General features: G+C 57.7%; 18 protein-coding genes, 1 tRNA gene and 1 pseudogene. 14 read left to right on the forward strand and 6 right to left on the reverse strand.

Annotated elements, in window-relative coordinates:
- Positions 1 to 324: 324 nt before the first annotated feature.
- Positions 325 to 696, reverse strand: coding sequence for a DUF3175 domain-containing protein (locus tag RAD04_RS29895; protein ID WP_461626669.1), 372 nt, complete (start codon positions 694 to 696; stop codon positions 325 to 327).
- A gap of 182 nt (positions 697 to 878) precedes the next feature.
- Between RAD04_RS29895 and RAD04_RS29900 the strand changes: the two genes are divergently transcribed.
- The 3 genes from RAD04_RS29900 (at position 879) to RAD04_RS29910 (ending at position 4,891) form a co-directional block, all read left to right on the forward strand.
- A complete protein-coding gene (locus RAD04_RS29900; RefSeq protein WP_461626797.1) occupies positions 879 to 2,363 on the forward strand; it encodes an MFS transporter in 1,485 nt (494 codons plus the stop codon).
- Between the two features lie 4 nt (positions 2,364 to 2,367).
- On the forward strand, positions 2,368 to 3,186 hold the full coding sequence (gene otsB / locus RAD04_RS29905; protein WP_461626670.1) for a trehalose-phosphatase: 819 nt from the start codon (positions 2,368 to 2,370) through the stop codon (positions 3,184 to 3,186).
- 241 nt (positions 3,187 to 3,427) lie between these two features.
- The gene (locus RAD04_RS29910) at positions 3,428 to 4,891 is read left to right on the forward strand and encodes a trehalose-6-phosphate synthase (protein ID WP_461626671.1); all 1,464 of its coding nucleotides are present in this window, start codon (positions 3,428 to 3,430) and stop codon (positions 4,889 to 4,891) included.
- A gap of 156 nt (positions 4,892 to 5,047) precedes the next feature.
- Here RAD04_RS29910 and RAD04_RS29915 read toward each other — a convergent pair whose 3' ends face one another.
- Positions 5,048 to 5,389: a hypothetical protein gene (locus RAD04_RS29915; RefSeq protein ID WP_461626672.1), complete on the reverse strand. Its 342-nt coding sequence runs from the start codon at positions 5,387 to 5,389 to the stop codon at positions 5,048 to 5,050.
- A 194-nt stretch (positions 5,390 to 5,583) separates the two neighbouring features.
- Here RAD04_RS29915 and RAD04_RS29920 point away from each other — a divergent pair.
- The 9 genes and pseudogenes from RAD04_RS29920 to RAD04_RS29960 all read left to right on the forward strand — a co-directional run bounded on the left by RAD04_RS29920 (position 5,584) and on the right by RAD04_RS29960 (position 13,878).
- A tRNA-Ser gene (locus RAD04_RS29920) sits at positions 5,584 to 5,673 on the forward strand.
- 396 nt (positions 5,674 to 6,069) lie between these two features.
- A complete protein-coding gene (locus RAD04_RS29925) occupies positions 6,070 to 6,477 on the forward strand; it encodes a recombinase family protein (protein ID WP_461626673.1) in 408 nt (135 codons plus the stop codon).
- A 405-nt stretch (positions 6,478 to 6,882) separates the two neighbouring features.
- Positions 6,883 to 7,752, forward strand: a complete 870-nt coding sequence (locus RAD04_RS29930; protein ID WP_461626674.1) for a metallophosphoesterase family protein — start codon at positions 6,883 to 6,885, stop codon at positions 7,750 to 7,752.
- Positions 7,753 to 7,978: 226 nt separating this feature from the next.
- Positions 7,979 to 8,272, forward strand: a complete 294-nt coding sequence (locus tag RAD04_RS29935) for a hypothetical protein (protein ID WP_461626798.1) — start codon at positions 7,979 to 7,981, stop codon at positions 8,270 to 8,272.
- Positions 8,262 to 9,320, forward strand: coding sequence for a GTPase-associated system all-helical protein GASH (locus RAD04_RS29940; protein WP_461626675.1), 1,059 nt, complete (start codon positions 8,262 to 8,264; stop codon positions 9,318 to 9,320). The genes RAD04_RS29935 and RAD04_RS29940 overlap by 11 nt, the downstream gene beginning before the upstream one ends.
- A gap of 3 nt (positions 9,321 to 9,323) precedes the next feature.
- The gene (locus RAD04_RS29945; RefSeq protein ID WP_461626676.1) at positions 9,324 to 10,319 is read left to right on the forward strand and encodes a TRAFAC clade GTPase domain-containing protein; all 996 of its coding nucleotides are present in this window, start codon (positions 9,324 to 9,326) and stop codon (positions 10,317 to 10,319) included.
- Positions 10,316 to 11,062, forward strand: a complete 747-nt coding sequence (locus tag RAD04_RS29950; protein ID WP_461626677.1) for a TRAFAC clade GTPase domain-containing protein — start codon at positions 10,316 to 10,318, stop codon at positions 11,060 to 11,062. Before RAD04_RS29945 ends, RAD04_RS29950 begins: the two co-directional genes overlap by 4 nt.
- A 125-nt stretch (positions 11,063 to 11,187) precedes the next feature.
- A pseudogene (locus RAD04_RS29955) lies at positions 11,188 to 11,499 on the forward strand (GAP1-N1 domain-containing protein); the annotation flags it as partial.
- Positions 11,500 to 11,637: 138 nt separating this feature from the next.
- Entirely contained in the window at positions 11,638 to 13,878 is a 2,241-nt protein-coding gene (locus RAD04_RS29960) for a hypothetical protein (RefSeq protein WP_461626804.1), read from the forward strand.
- 333 nt (positions 13,879 to 14,211) lie between these two features.
- Here RAD04_RS29960 and RAD04_RS29965 read toward each other — a convergent pair whose 3' ends face one another.
- The 4 genes from RAD04_RS29965 to RAD04_RS29980 are packed head-to-tail and all read right to left on the reverse strand — an operon-like array spanning position 14,212 to position 16,647.
- Positions 14,212 to 14,658 carry a hypothetical protein gene (locus RAD04_RS29965; RefSeq protein WP_461626678.1) on the reverse strand — a complete coding sequence of 149 codons (447 nt, stop codon included), beginning with the start codon at positions 14,656 to 14,658 and terminating at the stop codon, positions 14,212 to 14,214.
- Complete coding sequence (locus RAD04_RS29970) at positions 14,655 to 16,034, reverse strand: recombinase family protein (protein WP_461626679.1); 1,380 nt, start codon at positions 16,032 to 16,034, stop codon at positions 14,655 to 14,657. The genes RAD04_RS29965 and RAD04_RS29970 overlap by 4 nt, the downstream gene beginning before the upstream one ends.
- Positions 16,031 to 16,474 carry a DUF2924 domain-containing protein gene (locus RAD04_RS29975; protein ID WP_461626680.1) on the reverse strand — a complete coding sequence of 148 codons (444 nt, stop codon included), beginning with the start codon at positions 16,472 to 16,474 and terminating at the stop codon, positions 16,031 to 16,033. The genes RAD04_RS29970 and RAD04_RS29975 overlap by 4 nt, the downstream gene beginning before the upstream one ends.
- Positions 16,471 to 16,647 (reverse strand): hypothetical protein, encoded by a 177-nt coding sequence (locus tag RAD04_RS29980; RefSeq protein ID WP_461626681.1) that lies wholly within the window; start codon positions 16,645 to 16,647, stop codon positions 16,471 to 16,473. Before RAD04_RS29980 ends, RAD04_RS29975 begins: the two co-directional genes overlap by 4 nt.
- 122 nt (positions 16,648 to 16,769) lie before the next feature.
- Between RAD04_RS29980 and RAD04_RS29985 the strand changes: the two genes are divergently transcribed.
- Positions 16,770 to 17,666: a hypothetical protein gene (locus tag RAD04_RS29985; RefSeq protein ID WP_461626682.1), complete on the forward strand. Its 897-nt coding sequence runs from the start codon at positions 16,770 to 16,772 to the stop codon at positions 17,664 to 17,666.
- A gap of 128 nt (positions 17,667 to 17,794) precedes the next feature.
- Positions 17,795 to 18,634 (forward strand): hypothetical protein, encoded by an 840-nt coding sequence (locus RAD04_RS29990; RefSeq protein WP_461626683.1) that lies wholly within the window; start codon positions 17,795 to 17,797, stop codon positions 18,632 to 18,634.
- The last annotated feature ends 5 nt before the right edge of the window (positions 18,635 to 18,639 follow it).

The following is an 18,639-nucleotide window of genomic DNA, read 5'->3' on the forward strand; positions in this document are numbered from 1 at the left end:
TCAACCGCGGCGCCGCCGAGACCGGCTCGGCCTCGGAGGAGGTGCTGCACTCGGCCAAGACGCTGTCATCCGAAAGCGCCCGCCTGCGCGCCGAGCTCGATCGGTTCATGGGGAATATTCGGGCGGCGTAGGAAAGCCCTGAGGCCCTCGCTCTCGCTTCATCCTCCGCTGTCGTCCCCGCGTACGCGGGGACCCATACCCACAGGGAGCGGATATGGAGCGGACGGACAACTCCGAGTCTTCGCCAAACCACTGCCTGTGGTTATGGGTCCCGGATCTTCGCTTCGCTCGTCCGGGACGACATCGGAGTGATTGGTGCGAGAATCACTCCCTTCCGAACGCCCGCTTCAGTTCCAGCTTCGCCTTCTCCAGTCGCGTGCGTTGCGTCTTCGGCAAGGTCTTGCCAGCGCGGTTGATGTAGAAGGTCAGCATCGACAGCGCCGAGCGATAGGCGCCGGCCTTGCGGCGTGAGCTGTGCTCGGCGGATCGCTTCAGCGACGTCGCGATTCTCTTTGGGCTGGTCAGCTTGAACACGCCACGCTTCAGGTCGAGCGCGTCGCTCTGCTTCGTCACGCGCTGCGACCAGCGCTTCGGCGCAGCGCGTTTCGAACTCTTCCGCACGGTGCCGCGCTTGGCGCTCGTCGTCCTGCGTGCGGCTGTTTTGCGGGATTGTGTCGTCTTTCTGACATGAGCCATGCGTCAATTCCTTGCAGCTCCATCGGAAACGGACGGTACGAAGGGCCGTTCCCGTGGGAACCCGGCCTCGCCGCAGACGTTGTCGCAGGTGGCAGGCGGAATGCCGCACCCCGATGATCGGATCGACCCCGTCCACATCATGTGAACCGGGGGCGCTTTTATTGATCAGACACAACAACCCGATGGAATTGCAGCAAAGCCCAGCGCCGAACTATGCTCCTGTGGTCGCGGCAGCCGCGGCCGATCGCATCGTCGAGACCAGTATCCCCGCGCGGCTCGACGCGCTGCCCTGGAGCGGCTTTCACACCCGCGTCGTGCTGGCGCTCGGCATCACCTGGATCCTCGACGGGCTCGAGGTGACGCTGGCCGGCGCGCTCTCCGGTGCGCTGAAGCAGAGCCCGTCGTTGCAATTCACCAATCTCGATCTCGGCATTGCCAATTCCGCCTACCTTGCCGGTGCCGTGCTCGGTGCGCTCGGCTTCGGCTGGCTGACCGATCGCATCGGCCGCAAGAAGCTGTTCTTCATCACGCTGGCGGTCTACCTCTCGGCGACGGCCGCGACCGCGCTGTCATGGGATGTCGGAAGCTACGCGCTGTTTCGTTTCCTCACCGGCGCCGGCATCGGCGGCGAATACACCGCGATCAACTCGACCATCCAGGAACTGGTGCCGGCGCGCTATCGCGGCTGGACCGATCTCGTCATCAACGGCAGCTTCTGGATCGGGGCCGCAATGGGCGCGGTGGCGTCCATCGTGCTGCTGGATCCCGCTGTGATCAATCCCGATCTCGGCTGGCGCCTGGCTTACCTCATCGGCGCGACCGTCGGTCTTGTCGTGCTCCTGATGCGGATGTGGATTCCGGAGAGTCCGCGCTGGCTGATGATCCATGGCCGCCCCGATCAGGCCCACGCGATCGTCGACGAGATCGAACGCTCGGTGATCGGACATGACCAGGATAAGAGCGATGGGCGCTTCACGAAAATCCGGCTGAAGATGCGCGATCACACGCCGATCCGCGAGGTCGTGCACACGCTGTTCTCGGCATATCGCCAGCGCGCGCTGGTCGGCCTCGTGCTGATGAGCGCGCAGGCGTTCTTCTACAATGCCATCTTCTTCACCTTCGCGCTGGTGCTGACCGATTTCTACGGCATCAGCGCCGATCATGTCGGCTGGTACCTGCTCCCCTTCGCTGCCGGCAACTTCCTTGGGCCCCTGTTGCTCGGCCGGCTGTTCGATACGCTCGGACGCCGCGTCATGATCATGTTCACCTATGGCGTATCGGGCCTGTTGCTGGCGATCTCGGGCTATCTGTTCTCCATCGGCGTGCTCACCGCGCAGGGGCAGACCATCGCCTGGATGGTGATCTTCTTCTTCGCCTCGCCGGCCGCGAGCGCGGCCTATCTCACCGTCAGCGAGACCTTTCCGCTCGAAGTCCGCGCGCTGGCGATCGCGGTGTTCTACGCGGTCGGCACCGGCATCGGCGGCGTGATCGGGCCGGCGCTGTTCGGCGTATTGATCGATACGGGATCACGCACCAGCGTGTTCGCCGGCTATCTGCTGGGGTCATTCCTGATGATCGCAGCCGCGATCGTGGCGTGGCGCTATGCCGTCCCTGCGGAGCGCAAATCGCTCGAACAAATCGCGCGGCCGCTCGCCTTTATGGAGTAGACTGATGAAATCGGAACTTGCAGAAATGGCGTTGGACCAGAAGCGCACCATGCCTGACGACGAAGCACTCGATGCGGTGCCGGTGCCGCACGCGCTGGTGCCGCATCTCAACGAGACCGCAATTCTGCTCGACATCGACGGCACGCTGCTCGACCTGATGCCGACGCCGCGCGAAGTGTGGGTGCCGCCGGGGCTGTCGGACACGCTGAACCGATTGACCGAGCGCACCTCCGGCGCGCTGGCGCTGGTCAGCGGCCGCTCGCTCAACGACATCGACCTGATCTTCGCGCCCGATGTGTTCCGCGCCGTCGCCGGCCACGGCGCGGAGATGCGGCTGTCGATCGACAATGAGGCCGATGACGTGCACGCGCCGCCGCTGGACAAGGAGCTGAAGCGGCGCCTGGCCGCGATCGCCAAGCTTTCGCCCGGCATTCTGCTCGAGGACAAGGGTTATTCACTCGCGCTGCATTATCGCCTCGCGCCGCACGCGGAGAAAGCGATCTACGAATCGGTCTCGGTGATCCGCGCCGACCTGCCCAATGCGCCGATCGAGGTGCTGCCCGGCAAGTTCGTCTGCGAGATCAAGCATTCCGGATTCACCAAGGCGACCGGCGTGCGCGAACTGATGAAGCGGGAGCCGTTCAAAGGACGGCGTCCGATCTTCATCGGTGATGACGTCACCGATGAAACCGTGTTCGCGATCATGCCCGACATGAATGGACTTGCCTTCTCGGTCGGCCGCCGTGCCCTGGGCGTGAATGGCCATTTCGACGCGCCGAGCGATGTGCGTGCGTTCCTTGCCCGCCTGCTCGATCCGAGGTGAAACAAAGGCAGCGCCATGTCGCGGACATGATGCGCTCGGGACAGCGCCGCCGCGCGCTGCGATGCGTGCTGCGCAACATGGCCGCACAGCCTGTCTTTGCAGCGAAATCTAGGGTTCCCGAAGCGAAACCAGTTCCAACGCGCGTGCCCGATTTTGGTTTCAATTGGTTGAAACGATGATCAGGAACCATATTGATGAACGGCAGTTAAACGGGGTGGAATGAAACAGGAGGGGACGACCTGTGAATTTAGTCGTCGTTTCGAATCGCGTCGCCCGCGGCAAGCCTAACGAGCCCATGACGGGCGGCCTCGCGGCGGCCTTGTTGCCGGTTGTGGAACATTCGGGCGCGATCTGGGTGGGGTCTTCAGGCCGTGTGCGTGACGGCCATCAGAAGGAACCGTTCGCGGAGATCGAAGCGCTCGGATCGGGCGCGATTGCGACGTTGGACCTGCCGGCGGCGCATTACGGCGGCTATTACGAAGGCTTTGCCAATTCGGCGCTGTGGCCCGCGCTGCATTCGCGCAGCGATTTGATCCGCGTCTCGCGCGACGATTACGTCAGCTATCGCGAGGTCAACGCCTTCATGGCGCGCGCCTTGATGCGGTTCCGAAAAGCCAAGACCGCGTTCTGGGTGCAGGATTATCATTTCCTCGCGCTCGGCGCCGAACTGCGTGATCTCGGCGTCGACGATCCGATCGGCTTCTTCCTGCATACGCCGTGGCCGGTCGCCGCGGTGATGCAGGGCGTGCCGAATCATCGCGAGCTGATCACGGCAATGCTCGCCTACGATCTGCTCGGCTTCCAGACCGAGGAAGATTGCCAGAATTTTCTCGGCTATGTCGCCAGCGAGCTTGGCCTCGCTGTCGAGGATGGCGTTGCGATCTCGCAGCATGGCCGCACCCGCTGCGAGGTCTTCCCGATCGGCATCGATGCGGAGAAGTTCGCGCAATACGCGGCGAAATCGGCCTCGCATCCCGACGTGTCGCGGCTGCGGCGCAGCCTCAACGGTGAGCGCCTCGCGATCGGCGTCGACCGGCTCGACTATTCGAAGGGGCTCGTCAACCGCATCAGCGCGTTCGACCGGCTCTGGACCGAACAGCCGCAATTCTCGCGCAGCATCTCGCTGCTGCAGATCGCCAACCCCTCGCGCGGCGGCATCGAGGCCTATGGCAATCTCCAGAACGACGTCGCGCGCCTCGTCACCGACGTCAACGGCCGCCACGGCGAGGTCGACTGGACGCCGATCCGCTATTTGAACAAGGGCTTCAGCCAAGCGGTGCTCGCAGGGCTCTACCGGACCGCGCAGATCGGCGTGGTGACGCCGCTGCATGACGGCATGAATCTCGTCGCCAAGGAATATGTCGCCGCGCAAAACCCGGCCGATCCCGGCGTGCTGGTGCTGTCGAAATTCGCAGGCGCGGCCAACGAGCTCGACGCCGCGCTGGTCGTCAATCCGCACGACATCGACGGCATGGCCCGCGCGATCGCGATCGCCGCCGCGATGCCGCTCACCGAGCGCAAGATGCGCTGGGACGCGATGATGAAGAAGCTGCGCGGCCACACCATCCAGCAATGGTCGGCCGATTTCGTCGCCGAGCTCGAGAAGTGCCGGACGGAGAAGGCCGCGGTGGCCCCGCTCGCCACGCAGCCGCCGCAGGCACTGCGCTGGCTGAGGTCGGCGATATCAGGCGTAAGGTTGATATAGGATTCCGCGTCATGGCCGGGCTTGTCCCGGCCATCCACGTCTCACTGCTCGACCATGAGAGCGTGGATGCCCGGGACATGGGCGAGCGGAAGCGACGCCGTCCTTCGGACGACTGTGCCCGGGCATGGCGTCGTACTGCGAGGGCAACCTGCGGCCTCAATAGCAATACGACACGCCATCCAGGATCGCGCATTGCCGCTTGTTCGGTGCGTTGGGATCGTCCATCGGCACCATGCCCTTGCCCTGGCCGACGAACACGCCGGGCCCGACATGCACCGAGCTCTTGTTGCCGATGATCACGCTCGGATGCGGCGAGGCGCTCGAGCGCGTGCCGTCCGGCCAGATGATGGCATCGCCCGACAGCACCCCGCGCCGGCCGTCGTTGCAGCTGACATCGACCCCTTGCCGGGTGCAGACCTGGGCGGCCGCCGGCACGGCGAAGGCGGAGCCAAGGGCCGAAATCAGGCTGAGGGCGAGGATGGTGCTGCGGATGGTCATGGCGTCCCCCGTCGTGTTTGCTGTTCTCGCGTGAATCGTCGCGCCAAACCCGTCACCGGTTCAGCCGGCAGGCGGGTCAGGGCGCCTGCCACGCCAGATATTATCTCCTAAATACAATATCTTACGGAAAATTCACCCGATTTACCCGCGGTCTCTTGCAAAATCGTCGGCGCCCCTTCAAGAGAGGGCGCTCCGGAGAGATGGCCGAGTGGCTTAAGGCGCACGCTTGGAAAGCGTGTGTGCGGGAAACCGTACCGTGGGTTCGAATCCCACTCTCTCCGCCACCCGGCAAAAGCGATCTCGTACTTGGAGCCGCGGATAGGCCCGAAACTCGGCCGTTTTCCTGCTTTTTAGCGGGCGGAGAACTCCCAGCGGTCATCCAATAAGGGGCTGGATGAAGCCGGAGAACCGAATTTTCTCCGAATCTTTGAACCCGCAAAATCGGTCTAGTACGGCATTTCTCAGAAAAAGAACGGCTTGGCGCGTGGCGGTTTGAATCCGTCTTGCTCAAACGACATAACCCCGGTCGCAAACGTGGGTTTGCTAGTTCGGCTTTTTAGCCTGGCACCATTGAGCTTCTGAGCAACGCGAACAACCAGAATAGACCCTCTACATCGCCGGGAATTTTTTAGAGGCCGACATCCAAAGGTTCGCCAACGAACGTGCTGCTCGGATCATCGGTGAATACATTGAGGTGGAGTGGCAGGGCGAATGAACGGCCACAATGCCAAGGTCACCGGAGCGACGCTGGTAATCGCAAAGCTCGATCGACTTCTCGCTCGGCATCTTCCACGCTGGCTCTAAGAGACAGCGGCGTGAAGTTCGCCTGCTGTGATATGCCGGAGGCCAATGATCTCACGATTGGCGTTCTTGCGGTAGTCGCCCAGGCTGAGGCACAAGCAATTTCCCGGCGTACCAAAGACGCGATGCAGTTAGCCCGAAGACGCATCGGGGAAACAGGCAGCGTGGCCATCCAGAGGTCAGGCGACCGGGCAATCGCAACGGCGCTAATTCCCTCAGCGAGCCGGGAAAGGCAACCTTGCGGCTATAGCGAAAGTGCAGGCCAGTGCCAGCCAGCGTGCCAATGATCTGCTGCGGTGATAAAAGACATCAGGGCCAGCGGGGCTGTAACCTTGTCAGTTATGGCAGACGAACTGAGCAGCCGTGAGATAATGACCGCGCGCGGTGGAAAGTGGCACGCTTCATCGGTGGCCAATTTGCTTCGCAGGCTCGGGCGTGGCTGACGGCCTCATATTAACCTGGTGCACGGGGATGCTTAGCGCCGCAGTCCTTCTAGTTGTGTCTCGCGTAATCGACCCAAATTTCTCTTATCAGCCTCTGAGATTTGTGCCCAAACGTCAAAAAGTAATGCAACCCATAGCTGCCGACATTATAGTCGTCGCAACCTGCGTCAGGCGGAATGTAGGGCACCGCGATGCAGCTTGATGGGCACGAAGTCGCAGTAATGCCTGCGCAAGAAATCAGGGAGCAATATGACTGATCCAAAAATCCAAGAAACGCCCCCCGTAAAACTTCGCTTCCTCCATTTCTCTGACATACACTTCGGTCAAGAAAAGAATGGCGCGTGGGTGCATGACGACATCCGCAGGGAGGTTTTAAACGACTGCCAGAAGTGCCTAAACGAGGGCACGATTAGCGGGGCGCCAACCGCTATCATAATAACTGGTGACGTTGCATACGCCGGCAAAGAGGCAGAGTTCAAGCGGGCAGTAGACTGGCTAGATCAGCTAACCTCCATTGTCGGATGCGACCGTCTTGCCGTTCACGTGATCCCCGGCAATCATGACGTTGACGTGAAGGTTCTCGGCTCGGCAGGCGTTGCATTGCAGGCAGAGCTTCGAAAGAAGAGTGTCGAGGATGTTCATGCATTCTTCCACAAGATTGTAGATGAGCCTGACAACCCGGTGCTCGCTAAATTTAAAGACTACCGAAGTTTTGCGGCGGCGTATGGAAGCGACTTCAAAAGCTTTCAACAGCCAATAATAGTCAAGTCGTATCAATTGAGCGGCGGAAAGGGATTGCGGTTTATTGGCTTATGTTCGGTGCTCCTCTCAGATCTGGACGAAGCTCCCGGTAATCTCGTCCTCTGCGAAAGTCAGTACGCGATCAACAGGGACGAAGACTTTGAAGAGATTGTGCTGGTGCATCATCCGTTGGGCTGGTTCATGGATCAGCAACAAGCTTCCCGATATTTCAATACGCGAGCAAGAGTCGTAATCACAGGTCACGAGCATCTACCTGAATTGACAGTTAGCACGCGCGGCGCTTGGCAGCAGCTTCATGTCGCAGCCGGGGGCGATGAATCCTCCAGCTCAGACACAGTTGAACCCTTACACTTATAATTGGCTGGAATTCAGCTGGCTAAGCGATAGTGGCCGCGCCATTTTAGAAGTGGTCGTTTCTCCCAGAGTTTGGAATCCAACTGAAACTAGATTTGACCCAGACTACCACCGGACCGACGGAAAAGGTTTCCGGAAACTCTCTCTTGATTGCGGTTCGTGCGAATCAAGTGCTGATCCCAAAAGTATAGCCTCGGATTCGAGAACTGCTGCAGCTGAGGTCGCGGATATGCCGGAAACGAATCAAGTGCCGCCAGCGGTTCGCGATCAAGCGTCTTTCGAACTACTTCGCTTTCTGTTCTGGCGCCATCTCAGCGTGAAAGCACGGTCGGAAATACTTGTTTCCCTTAAGCTGCTTACGGCTGCGCCGACAGCACCGTTGCCGTACGCATTTGAGCGACAAGCGTTTGATCTAGCGGCTCAGCGGGGTCAGTTAGGAGAGCTTTGGGATTTGACGATGGGTCAAGTTCCTGAAAGTGAGCGAAAGCCAAATCCGTTCAATGGGGGGAACAATGCTGGCTGAAATTGGTGATTGGTATCGGATCATCGATCCCGTACTAAACGATGAGCGCCTTGGCCAGAGGAAGGAAACTGCCTCGACGCTTGCCGACGCTTGGCAGGATGCCGATCAGGGGACGCTGTTAGCGATCGTCTCGCTCGTTAATGAGCTAACAAGTTCGACTAAGAACTTATCAAATAAGGCGCTCGCTCCAGTAGTCGACGCGATTATTGTGAATCAACCGTCGTTCGACCGTAAAGCCGACATCGCAGCAAATGATGTTCGAATCTGTGCAGCGGTCGCTCTAGGAGAGGTTCTTCACCGTGCTAAACGAACGGGGGTGAAAACGACCGGAGTCAAGGCCGCAGCTTGCGTTGTGTCGAGCCTTCGATTCCGTAGCTGGAGCGGTCCAAGAGCGGTCGCTGATCAGCTGCAACTGCTGCTCTCAGGCGCCCAAGCCCTTCTTCGCATTGCCGATATACTTCGCAGGCGTAGAGCAAATGAGCCGTTCTTGCAGCTCGACGAGGTTCCAGCTGATTTTTCGAAGGCCAAAGAGGATTATGAAGCCGCATTTGCGCTGCTTGAAGCGGAAATATTGAAGGATCGTGAGGAGCTGCAGGCGCTCTGGTGGCTATTCGGCGGCTATTCCGTATTAAGATCAGAAAAATACTCGGACATAAAAGTTGGAGCGGGGTTGTTAGCTGGACACGAGCTGTCCACGATTCTGTCCCCTCCACCTTCCTTAGGAATGGCCGCTCTAGCTGCAAGAATGGTGCGAAGTGCATTCGGCGCAAATCGGTCCATAGCGCTAACGAAGCTTTTTACCGAAATTCCACTGGATATGGTGAGAAGCCTCACTCCAAGTTCTGCTGCGGCCGAGCTGATCCGTCACGAGCACGAAGTATTTCCTTTACTTTCGTGCGTGATACGGGCCGCAGAGGGCGAGACTGATGCCGCCCAGATTGTGAGAGCCGCTGGAAACTGGCGGCCTAAACTAACGATTGGCGAAGAACAACTCGCTGAGCAGTTCTACTTCGAGAATAGTCTCCTTGAATTGCTTATGGAGGTCTAGGCGATGGCAGTTTCCTGCTCAGATCGTCAATGCCTGTTTGGGGACACCGGCATTTGCTTCAAAACCGGGGAGCCTAACGCTTGCGAGAATGCAACTTCGGATATCGAAGGTGAGATTGAACGGTTGACTGGTTCTGCCGCGCTGCATGAACAGGAAGATTCCGAGCGGTCGGTGATTTATCCTGGTATCGAGCTGGGCTTGGACGACGTATCGAAACTACTAAACTTAGGTTCTGGTTTTCTCGTTGGTATATTGGGCGACGTCGATGCGGGCAAGACGTGCTTTATCAACGCACTGTATCTGTTGTTCTCGTCAGGGGCAGCGGAAAGCCACGACTTCGCCTTCGGGGGCAGTTTCACTCTCTTAGGATTTGAAGACCGTGTACGGGGTACTCGACGGTGGGAAGCGGGCCGGATGCCGGATCGAATGTCGGTGCATACCAACGTTGCAGATGGCCGATCAGCGGGTTTCATGCACCTTGACGTGTTTCGGTCGGACGAACTTTCGCGCACCTCGCTAATCCTTTCAGATTTACCGGGAGAGTGGACCACGCAACTAATTCATAACGCGCGACATTCCGATCGATTCGAGTTTCTGAAGCGTGCGGACGCCACGATTATAATGATCGAAGCGTCCAATTTGGTCGACCCGACGCTCAGGCATTCCGAACTTGAGCGACAGAAGACGCTAATTGATAGGCTGGTGCCTCTTACGGCAAGGGGCCGGCCTTTGCTTATTGTGGTGACTAAGGCGGACAAGATCGAATTTCGTGAACCAGAGCTACTTGATGAATTGGCCAGTCACGCTGCGCATTCGGGATTTTCCGTGAGCTGTCAGTTGATATCTTCATTTTCAAGCAGCCCCGCGATCGCATCCGGCACCGGTGTTCTCGAGGTAATCGGTACATTAATATCATCTGTCCAACCCCAACCGGTTAGTGAAGCGCGCGGTGAACGCCTATTTGGTTCTCTGCCTGTCGCTCAAGGGAACATGCGATGATGTGGCGACGAAACGTCGTGATTGTTGGGGGAGTCGATGCAGGCAAGACAAACTATTTGCTTCGGTTTTGGCTGGCCATGCGTGACCGAAAACATCGGGCTCTGGTTCCCGACGGGCTGCCGATTGATGCAGAGTATCTTAATCTCGGCGTGGCTGAGCAATTAAAGGGGCAATTCGCCGGGCATACACAACGAGGTACAAGAACTATTTGCGAGATTCCGGTGAAGATTGGCGATCGCCCGGCCGCGCTCGTTGTTCCCGATGGCCCCGGGGAGGACTGGCAGCGCTTGTATGTGGAGCGGCGGTGGCCCGCTGACTGGGAAAGGCTTGTAGGGGAGGACTCCTCATTTCTCATTCTAGTGAGGGTGCACTCCGACGAGATTCGGTCGCCTCTGGATTGGATACAAGTGCAGAATTTGTTCGGAGCAAACGCAAACTTGGAGGGCCATGTTGCGGGGCATTTACCTGACGGGCCGCCTACGCAGGTCATCTTGGTCGAATGGATTCAAATGATCATAGCGCTTTGTAAGCAGCGGAGTGGTCCGACCGTTCGTCCCCGAATAGGAGTGTTGATAACGGCCTGGGACCTTCTATCGCAAGATGAGCAGACTGAGGGCCCCAACGGGTATCTTAAGAGCCAATATCGCTTGCTTTCGGATTATTTGCGATCCAACGAAGATCGGGCCGAGTTCGCTACATTCGGAGTAAGTTTGTTTGGTGGCGATCTGAAGATGCAGCCGTAGTTTCGGGATGAGTTCTTGAACGTAGGAAATCCCAGAGAGCGCGGCTTCGTTGATTATTCTGACAACGGGAAGCTAAAGCGTAGCGCCGACCTAACGTTGCCTGTGATGTGGGCATTGGGCGTTGCATGATCGCTAATCAAGATGTTTTGGTTCATCAGGCGGTTCATGGCTATAGTCGCGGGCACGGCGCCCTAGCGGCAAGTGTTGCGCTTAGTCCGGATGACGCGGACTGCATAACGCAGCTGAGTGATCTGTCCGGGTTGCCGGTCCAGAACGAAATACCTTCGTACATTTCGTGTTACCCGTTGCCGAGCGGCGAATATTACGCCATCGGTCGGACATGGCCGGATAATGACGCGCCTCGGGACGGTTGTGTTCTTACGCATACAATATTAGTGCCCACGAACGTCTGGAAGTCAGGAATTTCGGCTAGCCGATTGCTAAGATTGCACTCACGTCCCAAGCGATCATCTTTGGAGAGCTTTACGTCTGCGATTGTATTTCGGGAAAATCGGGAGGCCGACACTTCACTCATCGTTTCGTCCGCTGATGGGGGAAATCTAAACAGATTTATCTTGCAGTACTTCGGATACGGGAAGTCGCCGGTGGTTTGGTTTGGGGACGGACAACCGGATGCCTTGATCCTTTCCAAACTGCTTGATTTTCTTTGGCCGTCTTTACGTGTCGAATTCGCTGCCTGCACGTATGCGCTTCAGATTATGTCGTATAGAAAGCGGACATTTAACCTAATGTTCGCCCCCAGGTCAGCTATCAGCCGGTTCAGTCGGCTACCGGACCATCAGCTTGTCGGTTATAGCCCCTCAACTGATGATGCGCGAATCGATCAGCGCTCATCTGAGCTCATAAGCGCGGTTCGTATCGGACTGGCGAGCGGGAAAATTCCAAATCTCAATCTCCAGAGACTTACGCCGTTTTTGCCAGCGGACCCGACTGCATTATTGAAGCTCTCCGTCTTGAATGAGCTTGAAGCACGTAGTGAAAGTGCTCCTGCTGCTGCCGTCGCGATGCTTGATGTACTAGCCGCACTCGTGCCTAACTCCAGCGACGCTTTGGCGGAAAAAAGTGAAATTCTCTCAAAGGTTATTGGCCGAGTGCGGAGAGAGCCGCCTTTCGCGTCGATCGAGTTGCTGTCAGCAATTGGTCAGCGATGCACTAGGTCAGCGTTCCGCTTTCTGAAAGCATTGCGACGAGAAGTGCGGGAAAGCATAGCCTATCATGCGGCCAACGAGCCATTCACAGCTTTGGAGCTGCTTAGCAGAAGCAGTAATCTAAATGGGCCAGCAATTGCTGGTATTGCGGACGGTCTAGAGCGCTCGCACGTGAATTACCATGATGCTATGCGCAACCTTTCGATGTTCAGTCCGAAACGCATCGATGCGCTTTTGGCCTACTCTCCTGGGTTGGCTGTGACCTACTTGAAGCTGGCCCACGAAAGAAATTGGAACGCAGCTGTAGAAGATGTTGTTTCCTGGCATAATCGTGCTCGGCAAAGGGTCCGGGGCCGTTTGACTGAATTATTAATTTCTTCCCGGCTAATTGCGCAAGACCGAAGGCTTTTGGAAGCTGTGGCGTCTTCGCTCAAGTCAAAGCAAGTTGCCTCGATTTTTCGTGGAGTCCGTCGAAGTGAGGAGTTCTTGCCGGAGCTAGCAAGACTTTCCAGGATGTTTCCGTCCGAAAGCCGAGAAGCGCTTGCTGGGCTTGAGGATGACTCCCCGACGGTAGCATCGTTGATGGCCTCCACGTTTGAGCCCACGGAGCATGGACTATCGCGACTGTCTCTGTCTTATCAAAAAGGCGCGTGTTTCGAAGCGTGGTTGACCGCAGCGTTCCTTGCGCGTGCAGATGTTTGGGAGAGCCTGCGACAACCGATCCTATCGAGAGCAGGTTATTGGATCGGCAAATTACTCGGCGGTAAATGCCTGGAAACCAGCGAATTGGTCGCGGTGACCTGTCGGTTGCTAGAACAGGGGAGTACTCTTGACCTCGTTGATTATATCGAACCGGGAGTAACGATAGAGAATGGCGAGGCGCGACGTCTGCTCGCTGCTCAGGCTCTCCTCAGTGCGTCATTTAGGTTCTGGAATGGTGAACTAAGCGAGGAGCGACTTATTCAGTGGCTTGCGGTTGGAGCAAATCATCGGGTGTTTGATGATAGGATGGTTGGTCATCTTGTTCGTCTAATCAACCAAGTGGAAGTGACCGAAAAATCATCTCTTCTCTTGTGGCAGTGGGCTGAAACGCTGTCAGCGTCGGTAGAACCTCAATTGCAAGCCATTCCGGACCTAGTTCTTCCAATATTCGAAAGGACGCGGGCGTGTTGGGTTGAGGGGGGTACAGGTAGTTGGTGCGCAATACTCGATGACGCAAGGCGAGGCAGCTCCTGGCTTCTTGCTGCGGTTCAAAAGCAGGCGTTCGAACTTGCAATCGCACATCTTGAACTACCACTCAGCAATCTGATCGTCCGAACATTTCCTGCGATTTATTCTGCGGCAACGTCGAACAACAGCCAGAGTATTTACGAATTCCTCTTTATTTTTCCGGACTGGGATAAGGGAAAAGAGCTGCGACGAAGATTGGTGGATGCTTTCCTTCGATCGCGCTGGCCGCCCGGCGACTTAGCAATCACGGCGGATAGTGCGGGAATTCTCGATAAAATCCTTTCTCGGATTTTACGAGCCGGCGCGACATCTTACGTTGATGCAATCGCAATAGATCTAGAAGTAAGGGGCTACTTTGACTTGCGAACAAAAGTGAGGGAGCGGCTTCGGTTCAGAAGGCTTGAAGACTGGGATTGAGAACTGTCGCTGGCTTGCCAGCCGCTATTTAGGCGAGCCAAACTGTCAATGAACAAATCCTGGAGCGCTATAAGCTTGTGGCCAGAACCCCCCGTTTCCTAAAGGCCCCAAACAACTGCTTACGAGGCTGCTCGACGGTTCGCGGATTGTCTCCTTCACTGCAAGTAGTAGCGCGGGAAAAACGGCAGTCTGTTCAACAAATTTTGGATCCTCCCAGAGTTCCCCCTAGGGAGAGGCGCCCAATCAAGTTCCATAACATTCGATCAGCGAATCCGCGCCCGAAATCGCACCCTTTGACAGGGTCTCTACCTGTCCTCTCAGGAACAGGTAGGCCTAATGCTTTGGCTGGCGGAAAATGGCTTCTTGCTCGTCCCATTCGGCTGGGATCGATTTCAAGAGCTGCGTCAGCTCGAGCGCAGCGGGCTGCAGGCCGTTCAGGATGGCCTCGGTAATTGTCGGCGAAAGCAGAGTCAGCCGGAGCACGCGGCAAAGATAGGACTCGTTGATCTTCTCCGCCTTGGCAAGCTCTCGCACTGAACTGAACAAGTTCGACTCGAGCATAGAGCGCCAACGATGGGCCCGCACCACGGCTTTGATTAGTGTGTTGTCGACCTGCGGCTTCGCAGGCGCCCAGGCTTCCAAATTTGCAGGCGTGACCACGCGCTTGCGTCCACCCGATCGCCGAAATGAAATCGGGATGCTCACAACCATTGTCCGGCCATCGCGGCTGAGCTTGGGTTTCCCGATAGGGCCGAGGGTGAGGGTGGTCGGTCGGTTCATTCGGCGGCCTGCTGGAAAGCTTGAGGCTGCAATTCTGAGGAGAGCGAAGTCAGGCCCTGGACCTTCAATGTGATGTCCATCCGCTCGGCATGCATGTCGATGCGCTCGACGAGCAGCGCGACGATGCGCGCCTGTTCTGCAGGAAACAGCTCATCCCAGAGCTCCTCAAAGTCGAGCAGGGCCCTCCGCACCTCCGCCTCGCTAACATCAGCGGGTTGCTTGCGGAGAGAACGCCAGGTCTGAACGATGACTTCAGGCGTTTGCAGCAACCGCCGAACTTGATCGATGATGATTCGCTCTAACTCAGCGGCGGGCACCAACTTAACGGGACAGTCCGATCTGCCCTGCTTCATCGCGGTCTGACTGATGTAGTAGCGATAGAGCCGGCCAGACTTCCGGGTGTGAGTTGGCGACATCGCCGCGCCGTCGGGCCCAAACAACAGACCCTTCAGCAGGGCAGGGGTTTGTGCCCGGCTATTGTTGGCGCGCTTGCGCGGGCTCTCTTTCAGGATGGCGTGGACCTGATCCCAGAGCTTCCGATCGATGATCGCTTCATGCTCGCCTGGATAAGAGGTGCCCTTATGAACGGCCTCGCCAAGATAGACCCGGTTGTGAAGTATTTTATACAGCACGCCTTTGTCCATAAGGTGTCCGTAGCGATTGCGCTCGTTGGCCGCGACCAGCTCGCGAGCCAGCAAGGTCGCGGATTTGAGCTGAACGAAGCGCCGGAAAATGGACCGAACTCGATCTGCATCGGCCGTGTGAATGAGCAATTTGCGGTCGCGGACTTCATAGCCAAGGGGCGTCCAGCCGCCCATCCATTTGCCGCGTCTACGAGAGGCCGCGACCTTGTCGCGAATGCGCTCCCCAATCAGCTCGCGCTCGAACTGGGCAAAGGTCACCAGGATGTTCAGCGCCATGCGGCCCATGGCATCTTTGGTATTAAACGATTGGGTGACTGAGACAAACGTCACCCCATGGCGTTCAAACAGCTCCACCAGGTTGAGAAAGTCGAGCATCGACCGTGAGAGTCGATCAATCTTGTAGACGACGATGACATCTATCTTGCCAGCCTGGACAGCAGCGATGAGCTGCTTCAGGGCAGGCCGTTCGAGGGTGCCACCCGAGAAGCCGCCATCATCGTAACGGTCGGAAACTGCGGTCCACCCCTCGGCCCGCTGGCTGACGATGTAAGCCTCACATGACTCTCTCTGGGCGTCGAGCGAATTAAAGTCCATGTCGAGGCCTTCTTCGCTCGACTTGCGGGTGTAGACCGCGCAGCGGATCTTTCGGACGCCTGGCCGGCCTGTGGTTGCACTCTCGAAGGAGTTGGCGAATAAGGAGGCTCGGCCCTTTTGCCGCTTGCGGGAGTTCATTTGCCCGTCGACTTTTTCAAGCCGAAGAAGACCCAGCCATTCCAGTTTGTGCCGGTGATCTGACGGGCAACCGAGGACAGGGACTTGTAGGGTCGGCCGAGATATTCGAAGTCGTCGTGACGAACAGAGACGCAGTGCTCCACGCCCTCCCATTCGCGAATCAGCTTGGTCCCTGAAACGGGGCGGAGAGGGGGGCGGGCCTTGCGGTCTGCCGGCTTCTGATTGGCATATTGCTCGGCCATGGCCTTGAGCCGTTCGGTGGTTTCCCGGCTTAGGCCGCCATAGGCCAATTCCTGAATGCGGTACGCCAGCCGGCTCTCCAGGAAGCGCCGGTTATAGGCGGGTGGTTCGCTGTCAAAAAGCTCGCGCCAGCGGTCCTTCAGGGCGGGGGCCGAGGCGCCTCTCAGGGCCGCCAACTGCGACAAAATGGACTCTTTCACGAGGTGACTTCCTTGGCTTTGCCGGCCACATCACCCTCGGACTGTTGGTCACAGTCGAGCAGAGTTTTTGCCCCACGGCTACTTTTTTGGCTGGACTTTCGCTCGGAAAGACGCTGGTGGGCGACCGCAAGAGTGGCCGCGATTTCGCGAAGGTCGCTGTCCGAATCGGTCATGAACTGAGTCCCAAGTGGCCCAGACCGTGTACTCGACAGCTTTTTCAGGCGTCTCGGTTGAAAAATGGCAGTGAAAGGAAGAAGAATCCCGGCCTGACAATTTGGAGATTCTCTCCCGAGTCATGGCCGCCTCAAAATATATAGACTTCGTGGACCTGGTGAATGAGTGGTCCGATCAAAGCGGCGAGCTACCGTTGCTCACCCTGCGCCGGATCTGCGACTGGGCGATCTCCGGCCATTTTCCAGCAGGAACATTCGTGCTCTCAAATGGCCAACCAATCGATATTCTTGAGCTGTATTGGGCGATGAAAACGCAGGTCGGGGTGCACGCACCAATCGATCGGGATTATGCAGCCAAGCTCATCGATCGGGCCATAGTCAGCAAGCTCGGGATCCTAAACTTTTGTGAGGATCATGGGGTAGAGCCGCCTCCCGGCATCTGGTCACTAAAATCGCGAATACGCCGACTGGTAAGGAGGCCTGGACACCTCGGCCCTCCCGATTGTCCCGAAGGGTCGGTCACTGCGGTCCGGCGAGAAGCGATATACTGGGCGCTGCCTGGCCTACGAGGTTTGGAAGACCTCATTGCAGCAAGGCGGCACTCCACCGAAGATGCGCACGAACGTGAACTCGATGCTTGGTGGCGTCGCTACGACGATGTGCGGACCAAGGTGCAGGCAAGTGACGCCCCCGAACTACGAGCGAAGCTTAGTGAGCTCGAGAGCGAATGGAAGAGCCTCATTCCCGGGTCACAGCCTGCGGGCGAGGTGATTACTCAGGAGGTTCAACCGCTTGACTCTCCGAATAGGCGGGGAGCCGGCCGTCCCCCCGGTTCAGGCTCCTATGGAGCAGGAGATCTAGAACTGGTCGAGGAGATGCGGGCCGATATCCTTGCAGGCAAGCATACATCCATCGCAAGCGCTGCGCGGGCTCGAGTGTCGCGAGCGGCCGGTTACGGCAGCGAGGCCTCTAAGGAAAAGCGTCTCACGACGAGATACTCCGAACGGTATCCCGCCTGACACCAGTTATTCTGCTTTTTCTCCTCCATTTAACTTCCGAGACTCGGCGGTTGTATCCTGGCTAGCTGCAGGCGCGCTGGATCGCGGAATCGTCCGCTTATAAGCCGGCGCCGAACAGTGCGCCGACGATGCCTTTTCAACCCAATGATATCTTGCTTGCCTTCAAGCACATTGCGATGTCGGAACTGCTCAATGGTACCGAGAAGCAGTTCGCGGTTTTCCTGATCGATAGTTTCAATCGGAAGACCGGCCGGTGTGATCCTTCGGAAGAAACGGCCGCTCACATCCTAAAATGCAGCACGCGGACGATAATCAGAGCTGGCAATCGCCTCGTTGAAGCCAAGTTATTCCGTAAGCGCAAGCATGCAGGCAACCGGCACTGCAACAGCTACGAGCCGAACTGGGAAGCCTTCCGCGAGTTTGAACACCGGTACAAGCTCCGACGGAAAGAGTGGGCTGCTCGTTTTGGGCGACCAAACTTGTCACCCTCACAATGCCAACCTTGTCACTCTCACACTGACAGTCTCGGTTCCTCAACCTGCCAATCGCGTCACGGTCAGCCCGACAACGATGTCATACAAACCTCTCCCACCAACTCTATTGAAGGAATGGGGCCCACTAATCATATCACATCAACCTTGCCGACCGACACTCGCGATGAGCATCTCCCCCGTTGGAATAGAAGCAGGCTTAGCGATGAAGGAGGGGCTTCTGACGCCTCTCTCCCCTACAGCGGACAGCGTATGAGTTCTGCAGCAGCGGCGGCGGCGGAGGCGTCAGCCACTCGTAGGTGGAACAACGATCTACTGCTTGAATTCCGCTCGACGCCAACGTTAGCCGTAATCGTGGACGCGATGGATCTTGCCATGCAAGAAGCAGCTACGGCGGCCGAACTGAAACATAGGGGAGGCGGCCGGTTTTACATTATTGAAGAGCTGTTGGCTCGCGGAGTGTTGGAACGTGTCTAGGCCGA

Source organism: Bradyrhizobium sp. 25ACV, from assembly GCF_054863005.1.